This window comes from Bradyrhizobium sp. USDA 3311, assembly GCF_054062495.1.
In genome coordinates this window covers 1,141,084-1,158,948 of the sequence record NZ_JBSSFI010000001.1, presented here as the reverse complement: position 1 = coordinate 1,158,948, position 17,865 = coordinate 1,141,084, and the positions used below count along the sequence as shown (strand labels likewise).

At 65.6% G+C, this 17,865-nt stretch carries 17 protein-coding genes; 10 read left to right on the top strand and 7 right to left on the bottom strand.

The window, feature by feature from the left end:
• Nucleotides 1-5 precede the first annotated feature (5 nt).
• From ispG to ACVWW6_RS05550, 4 genes are all read left to right on the top strand, one after another.
• Entirely contained in the window at nucleotides 6-1,289 is a 1,284-nt protein-coding gene (gene ispG, locus ACVWW6_RS05565; protein WP_027542165.1) for a flavodoxin-dependent (E)-4-hydroxy-3-methylbut-2-enyl-diphosphate synthase, read from the top strand.
• Nucleotides 1,290-1,427: 138 nt separating this feature from the next.
• Nucleotides 1,428-2,324 (top strand): TauD/TfdA dioxygenase family protein, encoded by an 897-nt coding sequence (locus tag ACVWW6_RS05560; protein ID WP_456680312.1) that lies wholly within the window; start codon nucleotides 1,428-1,430, stop codon nucleotides 2,322-2,324.
• 185 nt (nucleotides 2,325-2,509) lie between these two features.
• Entirely contained in the window at nucleotides 2,510-3,847 is a 1,338-nt protein-coding gene (locus tag ACVWW6_RS05555) for a Rieske 2Fe-2S domain-containing protein (RefSeq protein WP_456680311.1), read from the top strand.
• A gap of 3 nt (nucleotides 3,848-3,850) precedes the next feature.
• Nucleotides 3,851-4,654 (top strand): N-acetylmuramoyl-L-alanine amidase, encoded by an 804-nt coding sequence (locus tag ACVWW6_RS05550; RefSeq protein ID WP_456680310.1) that lies wholly within the window; start codon nucleotides 3,851-3,853, stop codon nucleotides 4,652-4,654.
• 31 nt (nucleotides 4,655-4,685) lie between these two features.
• On the opposite strand, the gene ACVWW6_RS05545 is transcribed toward ACVWW6_RS05550, so the two are convergent.
• The 3 genes from ACVWW6_RS05545 to ACVWW6_RS05535 form a co-directional block, all read right to left on the bottom strand.
• Nucleotides 4,686-6,296 carry a Na+/H+ antiporter gene (locus ACVWW6_RS05545; RefSeq protein WP_011083762.1) on the bottom strand — a complete coding sequence of 537 codons (1,611 nt, stop codon included), beginning with the start codon at nucleotides 6,294-6,296 and terminating at the stop codon, nucleotides 4,686-4,688.
• Between the two features lie 45 nt (nucleotides 6,297-6,341).
• Nucleotides 6,342-7,223 carry a class A beta-lactamase gene (bla, locus tag ACVWW6_RS05540; RefSeq protein ID WP_456680309.1) on the bottom strand — a complete coding sequence of 294 codons (882 nt, stop codon included), beginning with the start codon at nucleotides 7,221-7,223 and terminating at the stop codon, nucleotides 6,342-6,344.
• A gap of 188 nt (nucleotides 7,224-7,411) precedes the next feature.
• Nucleotides 7,412-7,786, bottom strand: coding sequence for a nuclear transport factor 2 family protein (locus tag ACVWW6_RS05535; RefSeq protein ID WP_011083764.1), 375 nt, complete (start codon nucleotides 7,784-7,786; stop codon nucleotides 7,412-7,414).
• Between the two features lie 94 nt (nucleotides 7,787-7,880).
• Between ACVWW6_RS05535 and ACVWW6_RS05530 the strand changes: the two genes are divergently transcribed.
• Together ACVWW6_RS05530 and ACVWW6_RS05525 are read left to right on the top strand one after the other, a co-directional pair.
• Nucleotides 7,881-8,309 carry a GFA family protein gene (locus tag ACVWW6_RS05530; RefSeq protein ID WP_028172624.1) on the top strand — a complete coding sequence of 143 codons (429 nt, stop codon included), beginning with the start codon at nucleotides 7,881-7,883 and terminating at the stop codon, nucleotides 8,307-8,309.
• A gap of 148 nt (nucleotides 8,310-8,457) precedes the next feature.
• Nucleotides 8,458-10,275 (top strand): caspase family protein, encoded by a 1,818-nt coding sequence (locus tag ACVWW6_RS05525; RefSeq protein WP_456680308.1) that lies wholly within the window; start codon nucleotides 8,458-8,460, stop codon nucleotides 10,273-10,275.
• A 48-nt stretch (nucleotides 10,276-10,323) separates the two neighbouring features.
• Here the strand turns inward: ACVWW6_RS05525 and ACVWW6_RS05520 are convergent, their stop codons facing one another.
• Nucleotides 10,324-11,010 (bottom strand): DUF1345 domain-containing protein, encoded by a 687-nt coding sequence (locus ACVWW6_RS05520; protein ID WP_028172626.1) that lies wholly within the window; start codon nucleotides 11,008-11,010, stop codon nucleotides 10,324-10,326.
• A gap of 7 nt (nucleotides 11,011-11,017) precedes the next feature.
• The gene (locus tag ACVWW6_RS05515) at nucleotides 11,018-11,941 is read right to left on the bottom strand and encodes a polyprenyl synthetase family protein (protein WP_011083768.1); all 924 of its coding nucleotides are present in this window, start codon (nucleotides 11,939-11,941) and stop codon (nucleotides 11,018-11,020) included.
• A gap of 161 nt (nucleotides 11,942-12,102) precedes the next feature.
• Here ACVWW6_RS05515 and mtgA point away from each other — a divergent pair, with 161 nt between their 5' ends.
• The 3 genes from mtgA (at nucleotide 12,103) to ACVWW6_RS05500 (ending at nucleotide 13,931) form a co-directional block, all read left to right on the top strand.
• Nucleotides 12,103-12,777, top strand: coding sequence for a monofunctional biosynthetic peptidoglycan transglycosylase (gene mtgA / locus ACVWW6_RS05510; RefSeq protein ID WP_028172627.1), 675 nt, complete (start codon nucleotides 12,103-12,105; stop codon nucleotides 12,775-12,777).
• Nucleotides 12,778-12,945: 168 nt separating this feature from the next.
• Nucleotides 12,946-13,128, top strand: a complete 183-nt coding sequence (gene rpmF, locus ACVWW6_RS05505) for a 50S ribosomal protein L32 (RefSeq protein WP_007598106.1) — start codon at nucleotides 12,946-12,948, stop codon at nucleotides 13,126-13,128.
• Nucleotides 13,129-13,286: 158 nt separating this feature from the next.
• A complete protein-coding gene (locus ACVWW6_RS05500) occupies nucleotides 13,287-13,931 on the top strand; it encodes a hypothetical protein (RefSeq protein WP_028172628.1) in 645 nt (214 codons plus the stop codon).
• Between the two features lie 202 nt (nucleotides 13,932-14,133).
• Here the strand turns inward: ACVWW6_RS05500 and ACVWW6_RS05495 are convergent, their stop codons facing one another.
• Complete coding sequence (locus ACVWW6_RS05495; protein ID WP_028172629.1) at nucleotides 14,134-14,394, bottom strand: hypothetical protein; 261 nt, start codon at nucleotides 14,392-14,394, stop codon at nucleotides 14,134-14,136.
• A gap of 221 nt (nucleotides 14,395-14,615) precedes the next feature.
• Between ACVWW6_RS05495 and ACVWW6_RS05490 the strand changes: the two genes are divergently transcribed.
• Entirely contained in the window at nucleotides 14,616-16,310 is a 1,695-nt protein-coding gene (locus tag ACVWW6_RS05490; protein WP_060909479.1) for a bifunctional diguanylate cyclase/phosphodiesterase, read from the top strand.
• Between the two features lie 42 nt (nucleotides 16,311-16,352).
• Here ACVWW6_RS05490 and ACVWW6_RS05485 read toward each other — a convergent pair whose 3' ends face one another.
• Nucleotides 16,353-17,861, bottom strand: a complete 1,509-nt coding sequence (locus ACVWW6_RS05485; protein WP_011083773.1) for a tripartite tricarboxylate transporter permease — start codon at nucleotides 17,859-17,861, stop codon at nucleotides 16,353-16,355.
• Nucleotides 17,862-17,865 lie beyond the last annotated feature (4 nt).

Sequence of the window (17,865 nt, the reverse complement as noted above, 5' to 3'; positions counted from 1 at the left end):
ACCCCATGAACAAGCTCGAAAACACCATCGATTCAGACATCGCGGGCCCCGCGCCCCGGCACCGGACCACCCAGGTCAAGGTCGGAGACGTCGCCGTTGGCGGCGGTGCGCCGATCGTCGTGCAGTCGATGACCAACACCGACACCGCCGATATCGACGGCACCATCGCCCAGGTTGCAGCGCTCGCGCGCGCCGGCTCCGAAATGGTCCGCATCACCGTGGATCGCGAGGAGGCCGCGGCCGCCGTCCCGCACATCCGTGACGGCCTCGCCAAGCGCGGCATCACCACGCCCTTGATCGGCGACTTCCATTATATCGGCCACAAGCTGCTCGCGGCCTATCCTGCCTGCGCCGAGGCGCTCGCCAAGTACCGCATCAATCCCGGCAATGTCGGCTTCAAGGACAAGCGCGACACCCAGTTCGCCGACATCATCGAGATCGCGAACAAGAACAGCAAGCCGGTACGCATCGGCGCCAATTGGGGTTCGCTCGACCAGGAGCTGCTGACCAAGCTGATGGACGAGAATGCCGCGTCCGCCAATCCGCGCGACGTGCGCGCGGTGACGCGCGAGGCCATGGTGCAGTCGGCACTGCTCTCGGCCGCGCGCGCCGAAGAGCTCGGCATGCCCAAGGACCGCATCATCCTCTCCGCAAAGGTCTCGGCGGTGCAGGATCTGATCGCGGTCTACCAGGATCTCGCATCGCGCTCCGACTACGCCATCCATCTCGGTCTCACCGAGGCCGGCATGGGCTCGAAGGGCATCGTCGCCTCCTCGGCCGCGCTCGGCATCCTGCTGCAGCAGGGCATCGGCGACACCATCCGCATCTCGCTGACGCCGGAGCCCGGCGGCGACCGCACCCGTGAGGTGCAGGTCGGCCAGGAGCTCCTGCAGACCATGGGCTTCCGCACCTTCGTGCCGCTGGTCGCGGCCTGCCCCGGCTGCGGCCGCACCACCTCGACCACGTTCCAGGAGCTGGCGCGCTCGATCCAGGATTTCATCCGCGACGAGATGCCGGCCTGGAAGACGAAATATCCGGGTGTGGAAGAGCTCAACGTCGCGGTGATGGGCTGCATCGTCAACGGCCCCGGCGAATCCAAGCACGCCAATATCGGCATCTCCTTGCCCGGCACCGGCGAAGCGCCGGCCGCGCCCGTCTTCGTCGACGGCAAGAAGTTCCGCACGCTGCGCGGCCCGACCATCTCCGCCGACTTCAAGGCGCTGGTGATCGACTACATCGACCAGCGCTACGGCCAGGGCGCCAAGGTACCGGTGACCGCGGCGGAGTAGTCGTTCCCAAACATTGGAATCGTGAGGCGGGTTCGCGAAGCGTAACCCGCCTTATTTTTTGCGCGGGTCGTAGCCCAGATTGCGCTTCGCTCCATCCGCGCTACGATGTCTCCAATCAAAACGATCGGGAGACACGCCATGAGCTCACTCGCCGGCAAGCAAGGTCCGCGCTATCGCCACATGGCCGAGGACGGCGCGCCTTACGAAACCATCGCGGTCGAAAAGCTCACACCGATCATCGGCGCGGAAATCTCCGGCGTCGACATCGGCAGGCTCGTCTCCGATGACGTTCGTTCCAATCAACAGATGGACGAGATCCATCGCGCGCTCGCGGAAAATCTCGTCATCTTCTTCCGCGACCAGCACATCTCGCCACAACAGCATCTCGCCTTCGGCCGCAAGTTCGGCGAGCTGCATTTCCATCCCGCAGCGCCGCACGAGGACGAAGACCCGGCACTGATGAAGATCTATGCCGACAAGAACTCGCCGCGCGCCAACGGCGAGGGCTGGCACTCCGACGTGTCCTGCGACCTCGAGCCGCCGATGGGCTCGATCCTCTACATCAAGCAGTGCCCGCCCCGCGGCGGCGACACGCTGTTCGCCAACATGTATGCGGCCTATGAGGCGCTGTCGGATCGCATGAAGGCCTATCTCGACGGCCTGACCGCACTGCATGACGGCGAGCCGATCTATCGCGGCCTCTATGCCAACTATGGCGTCGCCGATCGTCCATCCTATCCGAACGCGGAGCATCCGGTGCTGCGCACGCACCCGGTCACGGCTAAGAAGGCGCTCTACGTCAACCGCGGCTTCACTCGCCACATCAACGGCATCCCGCGCGACGAGAGCGACGCGATGCTCGCCTATCTCTACCAGCACGCCGAGAACCCGCTGTTCCAGTGCCGCTTCCGCTGGACCGAGAACGCCATCGCCTTCTGGGACAACCGCTGCACCCAGCACCGTGCGATGTGGGACTACTGGCCGCACACGCGCTCGGGGACGCGCGTGACGGTGAAGGGGGAGCGGCCGGTTTAGGCATGGCTGCCGTAGGGTGAAAATGGCGCGTCAGCGCCGTGCCCGCCATCTCGCTGTGCATGCAACAGGACGGTGGGCACGACGCGCGAAGAGCGCGCCTTTGCCCACCCTACGAAACCGTTCTTGCGTTGACGTCGTCTCACGTCCGCGCCAATCTTCCCAAAAACAAATCGGGAGGATTTTCCATGCTCCGCGCAGAGGACAATAAATTCCTGACCGAGTCCGGCCCCGGGACGGGCATGGGCGAGCTGCTGCGCCGCTTCTGGATTCCCGTCCTGCTCTCGGAAGAGCTCCCCGAGTCCGATGGCGAGCCGAAGAAGATCGTCGTGCTCGGCGAGGAGCTGCTCGCCTTCCGCGATTCGCGCGGCGTCGTCGGTGTCATCGATCAATACTGCCCGCATCGCGGCGCCAATCTCTGGCTCGGGCGCAATGAGGAATGCGGCATCCGCTGCGTCTATCACGGCTGGAAGTTCGACACCGACGGTCGCTGCGTGGACATGCCGACCTCCTATCCCGATCTCAACGCCAAGGATCTCATCCGTATCAAGTCTTATCCGGTGCGCGAATGGGGCGAGATGATCTGGGCCTATATGGGCCCGGCGGACGTCATGCCCGAGCTGCCCGATCTCGAAATGGCGATGCTGCCGGCCTCGCATCGTTACGTCAGCAAGAAATGGCAGGACTGCAACTGGGTGCAGGCGCTGGAGGGCTCGATCGACACCGCGCATTTCACCTTTGCGCATCTCTCCTTCGACAAGGAGGAGAACGAGATCCTCGACATCAAGAAGCATTTTGTGAATCCGATCGCGCGGATGTCGAGCGACCACATGCGCTGGATCGCCGAGGACCCGCGGCCGGTGATCAAGATCGCCCCGCACGACGCCGGCCTCTCCATTGCCGGTGGCCGGCTCACCGGCAGCGACAACATCTATTGGCGGATCGCGCAGTTCCTGATGCCGTTCCACGCCTACGCACCGAGCGCGATGCCGGGCGAGAACATCTTTGGCCAGACCTTCGTGCCGGTCAGCGATACCAATTGCTGGATCTACACCTATGCCTGGAATCCTGAGCGTCCGCTGACGCAAGCCGAACGCGACGCGTTTGATCGTGGCAACGGCGTGATCGCGGAGGTTGACGATCATTACGTGCCACTGCGCCACAAGGGCAACGATTACCTGATCGACCGCAAGCTCCAGAGGACGAGGAGCTACACCGGCATCAAGGGCGTCTCCGAGCAGGACGCCGCCGTGCAGGACAGCCAGGGCCCGATCGCCGACCGCACCCGGGAGCATCTCGGCCCGACCGATCTCGGCATCATGCATTTCCGCAAGCTCGTGATGGATCTGGCGCGCGCGCTTCAGCAGGGCGTGCCGCCGCCGCAGGCCGCACACCAGGATCGCTACGCGGTGCGCTCCGGCGCCTGCGTCACCAGCAAGGCCAAGGACCTGCCCGCGGTGATGCTGGAACGTTTTGGCGATGTCGCGGGCTTCGTGGGCCGTCCCAAGGTCGCAGCAGCGGAGTAGCGCTTGGGCCAATTGCGCAGCATCATCGCCGGATTGGTCGCGTCGACCCTGCTGTCGTCGCTTGCCCCTGTCGAGCGCGGACATGCCGCCGCGGCGCGAACAATGACGAAGCCGCCGGCGTCACCGGCCAAATGCGAGATGCCGAAATTCCGGATCGTCGTGGATGTCGGGCACACCCCGGACTCCTATGGCGCGCTGAGCGCACGCAATGATCCGGAATTCGGCTTCAACTTCCGGCTCGGACGGCTGATCACGGCGAAGCTCAGGGATCAAGGCTTTGCCGCAACCCGCCTGCTCGTCACGGACGGCAAGGCGCGGCCGAGCCTGTTCAAGCGCGTCAGCGCCGCGAATGACGGCCGGGCCGATCTCCTGCTGTCGATCCATCACGACTCAGTGCCGGACAAGCTGCTCGAGGCCTGGGAATTCGACGGTGCAATGAGTTATTTCAGCGATCGGTTTTCGGGCCATTCGCTGTTCGTATCGGAACGCAATTCGCACTTCGCCACCAGCCTGTTGCTGGCCCGGATGATCGGCCGGCAGTTGAAAGAGCAGGGCCTGCACTATGCCAGCCAATACACCTTGCCGGTGATGGGGCGCTACCGGCGCCAGTTGCTGGACAGGGATTTCGGCGTCTACCGCTATGACGGTCTCGTCGTGCTGTCGCGAACGAACAGCGCCGCGGTGCTGCTCGAAGCCGGCTCGATCATCAACCGCGACGAGGAGATGGTGATGAACTCGCCGGAGCGGCAGGAGATGATCGCGGGAGCCGTCGCGGCGGCGATGGGGGAGTTTTGCGACAGGCGGTAGCTTGTGCAGCCGGTTCAGCAATCACGAGAAGCTATAGCGGCACGCCCCGATACTCCCGGTTTGCCAGACTCGCCTCCTCCAGATCCAGATCCCGCTCGATCCTCCGCCGCGTCTCGTCGGTGATCTGGCCGTCGCGCAGGAGGTCGTGGATGAATTTTCGTTCGGCGGCGATCAGCTCGCGGGTCAGCGCGGTGCCGGCGGCGGAGACGTCGTGATGGGTGGGATCGAGTGAATCGGGCAGCTGGTTGACGCGGATCTCGTGGCGGGCGCGCAGCAGCCGCATCACCTCGTCCGACACCTCCTTCGCCTCGGTCAGCGCATCGAGCGACTTCAGCGCAGCGTCGAGCGCCTGGCGGCGTGCCGCGATCTCGGCCTCATGCTCGGCGACATGCTCGTTGCGGCCGGCTTCGGCGACGCCGAGCCAGCGCACCACCGGCGGCAGCGTCAGTCCGACGCCGATCAGCGTGACGAAGATGACGCCGAAGGCGACGAACAGGATCAGGTCGCGATACGGAAAGGCATTGCCATCAGGCAGCGTGAACGGCAGCGCCAGCGCCGCCGCCAGCGACACCGCGCCGCGCACGCCGGTGAAGGCGAGCACGAACGGCCATTGCCATGGCGGCGACGGGTCGCGCTTGCGCAGCGATTTGGAGAGGATCCGCGGCAGATAGGTCGCGGGATAGAGCCAAGCGAAACGCGCGGTCACAATGATCGTCAGCACGACGGCGGTCGCGATGAGAATGTCGTCGAGCGGGAACGCCTTCGATTTCTCGTAGAGCGCGCGCATTTGGAAGCCGGTGAGCAGGAACAGCAGGCCCTCGATCAGGTAAATGATGAGGTCCCAGAAGAAGATGCCTTGCAGGCGCGTCGCCGAGGAGATCAGCAGCGGGCCGTTCCAGCTCACATAGAGGCCGCAGGCGACGGTGGCGATCACGCCGGAGCCGCCGACATGCTCGGGCAGCCAGTAGGAGACGTAAGGCGTGATCAGCGACAGCGTCAGCTCGACCTGCTGATCTTTCGCCCATCTGCGGAAGCGCAGGGAAAGCCAGCCGACGCCGATGCCGAAGGCGATCTCTCCGGCGATAATGAGGACAAACTCGCCGGCCGCCATCGGAAGCGATAGATGGCCGACCATGATGGCGGCGAGCGCGAAGCGGTAGAGGATCAGCGCGGTGGCGTCATTCGCGAGCCCTTCGCCTTCGAGTATGACCAGGAGGCGGCGCGGTATGTTGAGCCGCCGCGCGATCGCGAGCGGTGCCACCACGTCGGGCGGCGCGACGATGGCCCCGAGCAGGAAACCGATGGCCCATGGCAGGCCGATCAAATAGTGCGTGGCGGCCGCCACCATCGCCGCGGTGAAGATCACCGCGCCGACCGCGAGCAGCACGATCGGGCGCAGATTGTTCCGGAACTCGCGCCAGCTCATGGCGACGCTCGCCGAGTAGATCAGCGGCGGCAGCACCATCAGCAGCACCAGCTCCGGCGGCAGTTCCACCGGCGGCATGCCCGGCACGAAGGCGAGGCCGACGCCGGACAGCATCAGCAAGATCGCAGGCGCGATGTTGAAACGGCGGGCGACGAGCGCGGTGCCCGCCAGCACCGCGAGCAGGATGAGGAAGGTCTGGAATTTCGCTGCGATCATGGCCTGTCTTCGCCCGGAAGCGGCCAAGAGGTCAATGCGGGGGCCTTACGCCAGGCGCCCTGCCACCATGCGTCCGATGCGCGCGAACACGGCCTCGATCTGCGGGGCAGTCGGCGAGCCGCCCTGGGTGTAGGCCGCGATCAGGATCGGCGCATCGGGCTTAGTATCGGGCTTAGTATCGGGCTTGGGCCAGGCGACCGCGATATCGCCCGATGCGTCCTTGCCGTTGTTGCCGGTCTTGTCGCCGATGGTCCAGCTCGCGGGCAGGCCGCCGCGCAGCCGGTTCGCACCGGTCTTGCAGCCCACCAACCATTCGGTGAGCTGGGCGCGCGACGCCGGCGACAATGCCTCGCCCGTCACCAGCCGCCGCAGATTGCCGGCCATCGCGGCCGGCGTCGTGGTGTCATGGGGATCGCCGGGCGCTGACTTATTGACCTCAGGCTCGTTGTGGTCGATCCGTGAGGTGGTGTCGCCAAGCGATCGCCAGAACGCCGTGAGGGCGGCCGGCCCTCCGATCCGTGCCAGCAGCAGATTGGCGCAGGTGTTGTCGCTGAGCTCGACGATCGCCTTGCACATCTCGGCGACCGACATCTTGCCGGCCGCGAGATTTTGCTTGGCAACAGGCGCATAGCTCAGAAGGTCGGCCTGGCCGTAAGGGATCACGGCCGCGAGCTGCTCCTGGCCGCGATCGACCCGCGCCAGCACGCAGGCCGCGAGCGAGGCCTTGAATGTCGAGCACATGACGAACCGCTCGTCGGCGCGCCAGGCGATCTTCGCGCCGGTCGCCAAGTTTTCCGCATAGAGCCCGATCCGTCCACCGCTTTCGCGCTCATAGGCTTCGAGCTCAGGCGGCGCGTCGGCGGCGAGCACGGGAGAAGTGGCCATCCAGCACAGCGAGGCGAGGAGGGAGCGGCGGTCGAGCAGCATGGGGGACCTTTGGGACAGATGGAACAGGGGGAGGGAAGGTCGCGCACGATTGTCCCACCATTGCGAGCGTAGCGAAGCAATCCAGTGTGTTTCCGCGGAGAGATTCTGGATTGCTTCGCTACGCTCGCAATGACGGAGGATGGGCATCGAGCGCGGCAGATATTGGGCAGCGGGAGATTGAGGCTCCCTCACTCCCTCAGGTCATACCGGTACGATTTCGACACGATCTGCCAGCCGTCGGCGAGCTTCATCGCCACCAGATAATCGGTGAAAAAACGTGGCGGCAGTTGGCACCGGACCTTGATGAAGGCGGTCTTGTCGTCCGAACGGTCGATGGTGACGATGAAATCCTCGCGCGGCTTGCCTTCCGCCTTGGCCGAGGGGCGCTTGCGCACCCAGGCGAGCCAGTCCGGCACGGTCAGGATCTTCAGCTCGCCCTTTTCCACCCAACGCAGATCGGCGGACGGATGGAATACGTCGCCGAGCTTGTCGGCGTCGCCCTCGTAGAGCCCGTCAAAATAGCTTTGCACGACGGCCTCGACGCTCGAACGATTCTGGCTCATGGGTCATCCCTTTGAATGATGGCTCGGCGGGAATTTAGTCGTACGCATAAAAATGCGCTATGGGTGTGTCAACCATTTGCGCGCAGGCGTTGCCATGACCGGATCAGAAAATTCGAATGCTCGTATCCTCACCGGCGAATGCTACTGCCGCGCCGTGCGCTACGAGGTCGCGGACCAATTCTCTTACGCAATGAACTGCCACTGTTCGAATTGCCGTCGCACCACCGGCTCCGCCTTCAAGCCGTTCGCCGGCATCGCGCAAGAGAAGCTCCGCATCGTCCGGGGTGACGACCAGCGGATCATTTTCGGGGACGACACCACCCATGACGCCCACTGCGCTCGTTGCGGCTCGCTGCTTTATTCCCGGGTGCGCGACGGAAAATGGGTCCATGTCGCGATGGGAACCCTGGTCGATGCCCCCTCGATCCGGCCGAGCGCCCACATTTTCGTCGGTTCGAAGGCGCCTTGGCATGAGATTACGGACAATCTGCCGCAATATCGGGGGCACGTCGGGGACGGATGAGGGAACCCAGCCTGGACCCCAGCGAACCGCGACGGCGCTGGCGCGACGAACCAAAGGGGGCATTCGATCTGACAAGCACCGGCGCTGGAGCCTGCTAGAACGATCCCAAAGGGGGGCTCGAACGGCCCTAAACTTCGGAATTCGTGTCATGCGCAATTTGCTCAGACTTTGCCCGCTTCTCCTCGCCCTCGCGCTGCTGTTCGGCGCAGAACCTGCTTTTGCCGGAAAGCGCGTGGCGCTGGTACTGGCCAATTCGGCCTATCAGCACGCGCCGTCACTCACCAACCCTGTCAATGACGGTTCGGTGATGGCGAAGACGCTGAAGGATGCCGGTTTCGACATTGTCGATTCCCGGCACGATCTGTCGGCCCTCGAGACGCGGCGCGTGCTGCGCGACTTCGCGGACGCGACCCGCGATGCCGACATCGCCGTGGTCTACTATGCCGGTCACGGCATCGAGGTCGAAGGCTCCAATTATCTGATCCCCGTTGACGCCAAGCTCGAGCGCGATACCGACGTCTATGACGAAGCACTCTCGCTCGACCGCGTCCTGGTCGCCGTCGAACCCGCCAAGCAGCTCCGTCTGGTGATCCTGGATGCCTGCCGCGACAATCCGTTCGGCAAGACCATGAAGCGCTCGGTGGCTTCGCGCGGCATCGGCCGGGGCCTCGCCCAGGTCGAGCCGAGCAGCCCCAACACGCTGATTGCCTATTCGGCCAAGGCCGGCTTCACGGCGCAGGACGGCGACGGTGCCAACAGCCCGTTTACGGTTGCGTTGTCGAAGCACCTGACGACGCCGGGCCTCGATGTCCGCCGCGCCTTCGGCTTCGTGCGCGACGACGTGCTCAAGTCGACCGGCAACAAGCAGGAGCCGTTCGTCTATGGCTCGCTCGGCGGCGCCGACGTCCCGCTGGTGCCGGTCAAGGTGGCGGCTGCAGCGTCGCCCGTGGCGAACCCGCAGGCCGACATCCGCCGCGACTACGAGCTCGCGCTCCAGGTCGGCAACAGGGCGGCATGGGACGCCTTCCTCGCCCAGCATCCCGACGGTTTCTATTCCAGCCTCGCCAAGCTTCAGCTCGAGAAGATCGGCGCCGAGCAGGCCCATGCGGCGGCGATCGAGAAGGCCAAGCAGGCCGAGGCCGAGCGCGATCGTCTTGCCACCGTCGGTGCGCAGAAGGATGCGCAGGCCAAGGCCGCGGCCGATGCGAAGGCCGCCGAGCAGGCGCAGCTTGCCGCCCAGAAGGCGAAGGAGCAGGCGCAACAGCAAGCGGCCGCCGCCGAGCAGCAGCGCGTCAACCTTGCCGCCGCGGCCCCGAGCGCTGCGCCGGCCAGCACGGCGAGCCCGGCCGGCACCAACGTTGCGTCCCTGACGCCGGCGACCACGCCGGCCGATCTCAGCCGCTCGGTCCAGACCGAGCTCGGCCGCGTCGGCTGTTTCTCGGGCCAGGCCGACGGCAACTGGAACACGTCCTCGCAGCGGTCGCTGTCGCAGTTCAACCGCTATGCCGGCACCAAGCTCGACGTGAAAGTGGCGAGCACCGATGCGCTCGATACGGTCAAGTCGAAGCCGTCGCGCGTCTGCCCGCTGGTCTGCGAGCACGGCTTCAAGGCCGACGGCGACAAGTGCACCAGGATCGTCTGCGGCGACGGCTATGCGCTGAACGACGACAACGAATGCGAGAAGAAGCGCGCCGCCAAGCCGACGGCTTCCAAACCCGCGACCTCGCGGCGCGACGACAGCGAGGATCGCCCGGCACGGCAGCGTCCGCAGATCGGCGCCGCGGGCGGCCTCGGTGGCTTGGGCGGCGCCGCGGCCGGCATCGCGACCGGTGCGCGGCGCGCCTCAGGCGGCGGGCAGGTCTTCTGCACTAATGGCGGCTGCCGTCCGGTCAACCGCGGTTGCCATCTCGAGTATCGCGGTGGCGGCGGCCCCGGCAACGATGCCAATGCCGAGGTGTGTAATTGAAGCCGAGATGATTCCACATGGTCGTCCTGGCTTTCGCCAGGACGACATCTAAGTCGCAATCGCGCTCGCCGCGATGTTCACCGTCAGCGCCAGCAAGGCCGTGTTGTAGATGAACGAAATAATGCCGTGCGCGGTCGCGGTGCGGCGGATGGTCTTGTCGGTGATGCCGACATCGGAGACCTGCGCGGTCATGCCGATCACGAACGAGAAATAGACGAAGTCCCAATAGTCGGCGTGGTCTTCCTTGTCGCCGCTCGGGAATTGCAACCCGCCCGGCGGGTGCCGATAGTAGTCATGGGCGTAGTGCAGCGCGAAGGTGGTGTGCACGGCGGCCCATGACAGCGCGATGGTGGTGATCGCGATCGTCAGCTCCGTGGCGCCGCGATGGGCGCCGAGCTCGGCGACGATCGCCGCGATGCTCGCGAATGCGCCGATCGCCGTCACCAGCAGGATCACGAAGCGGCCGTCGTCCTGCATCGCAGCGTTGCGGCGGATGTGCTGGTGGTCGTTGTTCAGCATCATCACGTAGACCAGCACCAGATAGGCCGCGATCAGCGCATCCCAGCCGAGCACGAGCCGCGTCGCCAGCCGCAGGGAGCCGGGCAACAGCAGGCAGACCAGAATGCCGAAGCCGAGTGAAATGAAAGTCCGCGGCCGCGCGTAAATCACGCGCATCGGCCGCGACATTCTCTGGAAGCGCGCGAGGACGGGATCTTCCTTGTCGACGCCCGTCATCGCCCGGTCAGTTCTTGCGCTCGGCGACAAACCGCGCGGCGGCTTGCAGCACGGCGGCGCGGTCGCCGAAGATCGAGACCGCGCTGTCGGCCCGCGCGAGCAGGTCGCGCACGCGCTGCTTGGCGCCTTCGATGCCGAGCTGGGTGACGAAGGTGGTCTTGCCGAGCGCAGCATCCTGGCCCGAAGGTTTGCCGAGCGCCGCGGCATCGCCTTCGACGTCGAGCAGATCGTCGGCGATCTGGAAGGCTTCGCCGAGCGCGCGGCCGTAATCGTCGAGCGCCTGATATTCCTTGGCCGTGGCCTGGCCGAGAATCGCGCCGGCGATGCAGCCGTAGCGCAGCAGCGCGCCGGTCTTCATCTGCTGAATGCGGGCGACATCGATCGGCTCGTTGCCGCCGAAGCGGCCTTCGCCTGCGAGGTCGAGAATCTGGCCACCGACCATGCCGCCGATGCCGGCGCAGCGCGCCAGCGCGCGCGTCAGCAGCAGCCGTACATTGGCGTCGCGATGGATCTCGTCGCGGGTGACGATATCGAAGGCGAGCGTCAGCAGGCCGTCGCCGGCGAGGATCGCGGTCGCGTCGTCGGTCTTCTTGTGCAGGGTGGGCCGGCCGCGGCGCAGGTCCGAATTGTCCATCGCCGGCAGGTCGTCATGGATCAGCGAGTAGCAGTGGATGCATTCGAGCGCCGCACCGGCGAGCAGCGCCGCCTCGCGCGGCACGCCGAACACGGCTGCGCTTTCAACCACCAGGAACGGCCGCAGGCGCTTGCCGCCGTTCAGGCTCGAATAGCGCATTGCGTCCATCAGTCGCTTGGGACGGGCGATTTCATCGGGCAGGATGTCGTCCGCGAGGAGGCGCCCGAGCAGGGCCTCGGTGTCATCAGCGGTCTTGTCCAGACGTTTGGCGAAATCGGACGGGGACGTGCCGGTCATCAAGAAGGGCTCCAGAACTAAAATTCGGCGGGACAATCCTTTATGAGCCCGCCTCAGTCAATCGTTTGGAAGGCCTAAAAAGTGCTGGAAAAGACCCGAATTATCACAGACTTAATGGCTGGGCCCGTGGCTGCGTTTCATTTTGCGCCGGAAAGGTCGATTTGCGCATCGTTAAAATCCTGCTGGTAGCGCTCGCGGTCGTGGTTCTCGCGCCCTATGTGATCGCGCCGTTCTACCGCACCGGCCATCCCGTTTCGACGCTGATGGCCTGGCGCAGCTTGCGGGGCGCGCCGATGCAGCGGGAATGGATCGATCTCGCGGCGATGTCGCCCTACCTGCCGCGGTCGGTGGTGGCGGCCGAGGACGCTCATTTCTGCAAGCATCACGGCATCGACTGGGGCGCGTTGCGCGAGGCGATCGACGACGCGAAGGAGGACGGCACCGCCTTCCGGGGCGCCTCCACCATCACCCAGCAGGTGGCGAAGAACCTGTTCCTCTGGCAGGGGCGGGACTTCATCCGCAAGGCGCTGGAATTCCCGCTGGCGTTGTGGATCGATTTCGTCCTGCCCAAGCCACGGATCCTGGAAATTTACCTCAACATCGCCGAGCTCGGTCCGCAGGGCCAGTTTGGGGTGGAGGCGGCCAGCGCCTATGCGTTCGGTAAATCGGCCGCCAGCCTCTCCCCCCGGGAGGCGGCACTTCTGGCCTCGATCCTGCCGAATCCGGTCAAACGCAGCGCCAGGACCCCCGGACCGGGCGTCCGGCGGCTCGCCGGGACCTATGTGGCAAGGGCGCAGGCCTCGACGCTTGCGACCTGCTGGCGAGAAAATCGCTGATTTCGGGCCCTTTTCGGGCGCATTTTCCGGCCCAAGAGCCTAGCTTTGCGGCCAGCCTTCCTCTATAAGCGCGGCCTTGATCGGCATTCAGCTCGCCTCGTATTGCGGGTGCTGAGCCGTCCCTCGCGGACGATGCCCTGATGACACCAATCCCTAGAGGATATTGAAATGGCCGTTCCGAGAAGAAAAACCTCGCCGTCGCGCCGTGGCATGCGCCGCTCGGCAGACGCCATCAAGAAGCCGACCTATGTGGAAGACAAGGACTCCGGCGAGCTCCGTCGTCCGCACCATCTCGACCTCAAGACCGGCATGTACAAGGGCCGTCAGGTCCTGAAGAAGAAAGAGTCCTGAGGTCGGACTCTTCTTCGGGCAGGGTTATCCTCAATCAGGATGACGTGACCTGCCTGATTTCGGCCAACCCATGAGATATGACGGTGACGGCGGCGGAGCGAATGCTTCGCCGCTGCATTGTTCTGTCCGGATATCTTGATCGAGAAGGCATTTCGCCGATGGTCGGTTTCCCGCTGCTCCTGATTCCGCTCGCGGTCTACAACATCATCGCCTTCCTGATGCCCAGCGTGTCCTTCTCGGACGTGCTGTTCAAGGTGCCGATGATCACGGGCGAGACCTGGCCGGTCACGCTCGCCGATCTGATGCTTGCGCTCGGTATCGTGCTGCTGCTGCTCGAGGTGGTCAAAGGCGCGCGGCCCGGCTCGAAATTCCTGATGGATCATCTGCTGTCGCTGATCGTGTTCGGCGCGGCCGCCGCCGAATTCGTGATGTGGCCCAAATTCGGCAACTCCACCTATTTCCTGCTGGTGCTGCTCGCGATGGCCGATTTCCTCGGCGGCATCGCCCAGCGCACGCGCCGCCGCGTCACCTATGTCGCCGAGACGACGGTGCCCGCGCCGCGCAAGGCCAAGCGCCAGGCCGAGGCGCCGGCGGATGACGTCGCGTCCGAGCCCAAATTCGAGCCGGTGTCGGCACCGCAAGCAGCCCCGGTGCCGCCCGCGCCCACCGCTCAATCGGTCGCCGAATCCGTGCTGATGGACCATCCGGCGCCGAAGCCGGTGAGCCCGCCCTCGCCGGAAATTCCCTCGCCGCATCTGCAGCCGGGCAATGGCACGCCGTCGTCGCCGGATACGCCGCGCTGATCGAGCGCGTTACCCCTGTTGCCGCTTTGACGGTGTGCTCCCTCTCCCGCTTGCGGGGGAGGGTTGGGGAGGGGGTGTCTCCGCAGAGGGAATCCCCAAGAGGAGAGAGCCCTCACCCGCCGCGCTCTTCGAGCGCGTCGACCTCTCCCGCAGGCGGGAGAGGTGCAGCGAGCGTGAGGCAACAATTGTCCTGCAAGTTGGATTAAGCCACCTGCCGCGTGCGCGCGCTGACGCTTCCGAGCGGGCGCTTGCTGCCATAGGCCATCCGCGCATCTTCAGGGGAGGCGCGGCGGAGCCGGCTGGCCTGGGGCAAATGCTCGGCATTGGCGATGAGTTGGGTGACGAAGCTCGGATCGGGGCGAGGCAGCGGCGCCTTGATAACCCACTGCAACGTCGGCAGCAGCGGCACGAGGGCCGAGCCTGTGCCGTAGTCCGCCAAGTTCGATCGATCAGTACTCAACATCGCAATCACCGTTGATCCGGCGAAGATCGTCGCGTTTCGGGACGCGGGCGCCGGTGCGAGTCACGTACTCGCAAGGCCTATGCCGGCCGGGCCGGTTTGGTTCCGCGCTGCCCCGAAACATGGTTTCCAAATTGTTTATCAACTTTGCCTAGGGTTGGGGGCGAATCTGGCTCTATCCTGTGCCGGCTCAGGACTCCCCGCTGTCCCGAAATGAGGCGATTTTGACCCCCGCATTGCCACAAGCCTCCGACATCCTGGCCGCGCTCGGCCAGGCCGTGTTCGCCTGGGACATCGCCAGCGACGTCATCGTCTGGGGGGAGCACGCCGGCGCCGTCTTCCCCGGCATCCCCGCCGAGCGGCTTGCGACCGGCGCCGAATTCGCCAAGCTGATCGAGCCCGCGCCGTCGCTGCGGACCGCCGCGCTGGCGCAGACCTCCGCCGTGCACGGCGCCGACGGCACGCCCTACCGGGTCGAATACGGCGTGCGCATGAGCGCCTCCGATCCCGTGGTCTGGGTCGAGGAGACCGGCCGCTGGTTCGCCGGCCCCGACGGCCGCCCGGTCCGCGCGATCGGCTCCGTCCGCATCAACAATGAGCGCCACGCCCGCGACGAGGAATTGACCAGGCTGGCCCGGCTCGATCCGCTGACCGGCGAGCTCAACCGCTCGCATCTGATCGCGGCGCTGGCCGAGGCGATCGAGGAGACGACCCGCTTCCGCTCGACCGCGGCCTTCATGCTGGTCGGCATCGATCATCTCGCCCGCGTCAACGACGCCTTCGGCTTCGACGTTGCTGATGCCGTGATTCTCGATGTCGGCAAACGCATTCGCGCGCGGCTGCGCGGCGGCGACGTGCTCGGGCGCTTCTCCGGCAACAAGTTCGGCCTGATCCTGAAGAACTGCACCATCGACGACATGAACGTCGCCGCCGAGCGTTTCCTCGCCGGCATCCGGGACGAGGTGGTGCCGACCAAATCCGGCCCGGTCTCGGTCACCGCGTCGATCGGCGCGGTCAGCGTGCCGCGCTACGCCCGCAACACCGACGAGGCGGTCAACCGCGCCCATGAGACGCTGGACGCCGCAAAGCGCCGCCGCGCCGGCTCGTTTGCAGCGTGGCGTCCGGATGCCACGCGCGACGCGCAGCGCCGCGTCAACATCCGCGTCACCGACGAGATCGTCACCGCACTGAACGAGCGCCGCATCAAGCTCGCCTATGAGCCGGTGGTCTCGGCCGTCTCGCGCGAGCGCGCATTCCATGAATGCCTGGTGCGGATGGACCAGGGCGACGGCCAGGTGCTGCTCGCGCCCGACATCGTGCCGGTTGCCGAGCGCCTCGGCCTGATCCGCCTGGTCGATCACCGCGTGCTCGAGCTCGTGGTCGCCGAGCTTGCGGCCGCGCCCGATGTCAGTCTCAGCCTCAACATCTCGCCGGACACCACCATGGATCCGGACTGGTGGGCGGGAATCGAGTCGCTGATGCTGGCGCATCCCGGGGTCGCCGAGCGGCTGATCGTCGAGATCACCGAAACGGTCGCGATCCAGGACATCGACGATGTCCGCGGCTTCGTCACGCGGCTGAAGAATTTCGGCAGCCGCATCGCCATCGACGATTTCGGCGCCGGCTACACCTCGTTCCGCAATTTGCGCAAGCTCGGCGTGGACATCGTCAAGATCGACGGCGCCTTCGTGCAGAACATCACCCGTTCCGCCGACGATCGCGCCTTCGTGCAGACCCTGATCGACCTCGCCCGCCGCCTCGATATCAAGACGGTGGCCGAATGGGTGCAGGACGACGAGGCCGCAAACATGCTGCGCGACTGGGGTTGCGACTACATCCAGGGCCGTCTGATCGGGCTGGCGTCAGCCGAACGCCCGTGGAGTGCGCCGCCGGACAGCGCGCTGCCTGCGGCGGGGTAGGAGTTCATCGTTTAATCGCGCTGCGATCTCGCTTCCCCTCCCTCACGCTCCCTCATCCAGCGCCACCAGCTCGCGCTTCCTGCGCAGCGACGGCAGCAGCGGCGCGACCAGCAGCGCCAGCGCCAGCGCAAGGCACGCCGCCGAGATCGGCCGCTGCACGAAGGTCCAGAGATCGCCCTGCGACAGGATCAGCGACTTGCGCAGATTGTTCTCCAGCATCGGTCCGAGCACGAAGGCGAGCACCAGCGGTGCCGGCTCGTAGCCGAGCTTGCGCATGAAATAGCCGATGATCCCGAACGCGATCATTACATAGACGTCGAACACGTTGTTGCTGGAGCAGTACACGCCCAGGATCGTGAACAGGATGATCAGGGGAAAGAGGATGTTGTAGGGCAGCTTCAGGAGCTGCACCCACATGCCGATCATCGGCAGATTGAGGATCAGCAGCATGACGTTGCCGATATACATGCTGGCGACGATGCCCCAGAACAGGCCGGGGTTTTGCGTGATCAGCAGCGGCCCCGGTTGCAGGCCGTGGATGACGAAGGCGCCGAGCAGCAGCGCCATCACCACGTTCGGCGGGATGCCCAGCGTCATCAGCGGAATGAACGCGCCGCCGGCCGCCGCGTTGTTGGCGGATTCGGGGCCCGCGACGCCCTCGATCGCGCCATGGCCAAACCGTTCCGGCGTTTTCGACAGCCGCTTCTCCAGCGCATAGGACGCAAACGAGGCCACCACCGCGCCGCCGCCGGGCAGGATGCCGAGCAGGAAGCCGAGCAGCGTGCCGCGCGCGACGGGGCCGGCGCTGGCCTGCCAATCGGCCTTGTTCGGCAAGAGCTGCGTGATCTTGGCGTTGATGATGTCGCGCTTGATCGCCTGCTCGGTGTTGAGCAGCACCTCGGCGACGCCGAACAGGCCCATCACCACGGGCACGAGGCCGATGCCGTCGATCAGCTCCATGCGGCCGAAGGTCAGGCGCGGCTGCGCCGTGATGCTGTCGAGCCCGATCAGCCCGAGCACGACGCCGATGCATGCCATCAATAGCGCCTTCGGCATCGAGCCCTGGGTGAGGAAGGTGAGCACGACGAGACCGAGCACCATCAGGCTGAAATACTCGGCCGGGCCAAATGCGATCGCAATGCTGGCAAGTCTCGGCGCCACCAGCATCAGCGCCACCAGCGCGAACGTGCCGGCGATGAAGGAGCCGAAGGCGGAGATGCCGAGCGCGGGGCCGGCGCGGCCCTGCTTGGCCATCTGGTGGCCGTCGATGCAGGTCACGACGGAGGCCGCCTCGCCGGGGATGTTGACCAGGATCGAGGTGGTCGAGCCGCCATACATCGATCCGTAATAGATGCCGGCCATCATGATGATGCCGGATTCCGGCGTACCCGACAGCGTCACGGGCAGCAGCAGCGACATCGCCGAGATCGGCCCGATGCCCGGCAGCACGCCGACCAGCGTGCCGATGAAGACGCCGATGAAGCAATAGAGCAGGTTGATCGGCAGCAGCGCGACGCCGAACCCATGCGCGACGTTGACGAGCGTATCCATGCGA

Coding starts and splice junctions, on each gene's coding strand:
- ispG (WP_027542165.1), top strand. CDS start 6: ATGAACAAGCTCGAAAACACCATCGATTCAGACATCGCGGGCCCCGCG.
- ACVWW6_RS05560 (WP_456680312.1), top strand. CDS start 1,428: ATGAGCTCACTCGCCGGCAAGCAAGGTCCGCGCTATCGCCACATGGCC.
- ACVWW6_RS05555 (WP_456680311.1), top strand. CDS start 2,510: ATGCTCCGCGCAGAGGACAATAAATTCCTGACCGAGTCCGGCCCCGGG.
- ACVWW6_RS05545 (WP_011083762.1), bottom strand. CDS start 6,296: ATGATCGCAGCGAAATTCCAGACCTTCCTCATCCTGCTCGCGGTGCTG.
- bla (WP_456680309.1), bottom strand. CDS start 7,223: ATGCTGCTCGACCGCCGCTCCCTCCTCGCCTCGCTGTGCTGGATGGCC.
- ACVWW6_RS05535 (WP_011083764.1), bottom strand. CDS start 7,786: ATGAGCCAGAATCGTTCGAGCGTCGAGGCCGTCGTGCAAAGCTATTTT.
- ACVWW6_RS05530 (WP_028172624.1), top strand. CDS start 7,881: ATGACCGGATCAGAAAATTCGAATGCTCGTATCCTCACCGGCGAATGC.
- ACVWW6_RS05525 (WP_456680308.1), top strand. CDS start 8,458: ATGCGCAATTTGCTCAGACTTTGCCCGCTTCTCCTCGCCCTCGCGCTG.
- ACVWW6_RS05520 (WP_028172626.1), bottom strand. CDS start 11,010: ATGACGGGCGTCGACAAGGAAGATCCCGTCCTCGCGCGCTTCCAGAGA.
- ACVWW6_RS05515 (WP_011083768.1), bottom strand. CDS start 11,941: ATGACCGGCACGTCCCCGTCCGATTTCGCCAAACGTCTGGACAAGACC.
- rpmF (WP_007598106.1), top strand. CDS start 12,946: ATGGCCGTTCCGAGAAGAAAAACCTCGCCGTCGCGCCGTGGCATGCGC.
- ACVWW6_RS05500 (WP_028172628.1), top strand. CDS start 13,287: ATGGTCGGTTTCCCGCTGCTCCTGATTCCGCTCGCGGTCTACAACATC.
- ACVWW6_RS05495 (WP_028172629.1), bottom strand. CDS start 14,394: ATGTTGAGTACTGATCGATCGAACTTGGCGGACTACGGCACAGGCTCG.
- ACVWW6_RS05485 (WP_011083773.1), bottom strand. CDS start 17,861: ATGGATACGCTCGTCAACGTCGCGCATGGGTTCGGCGTCGCGCTGCTG.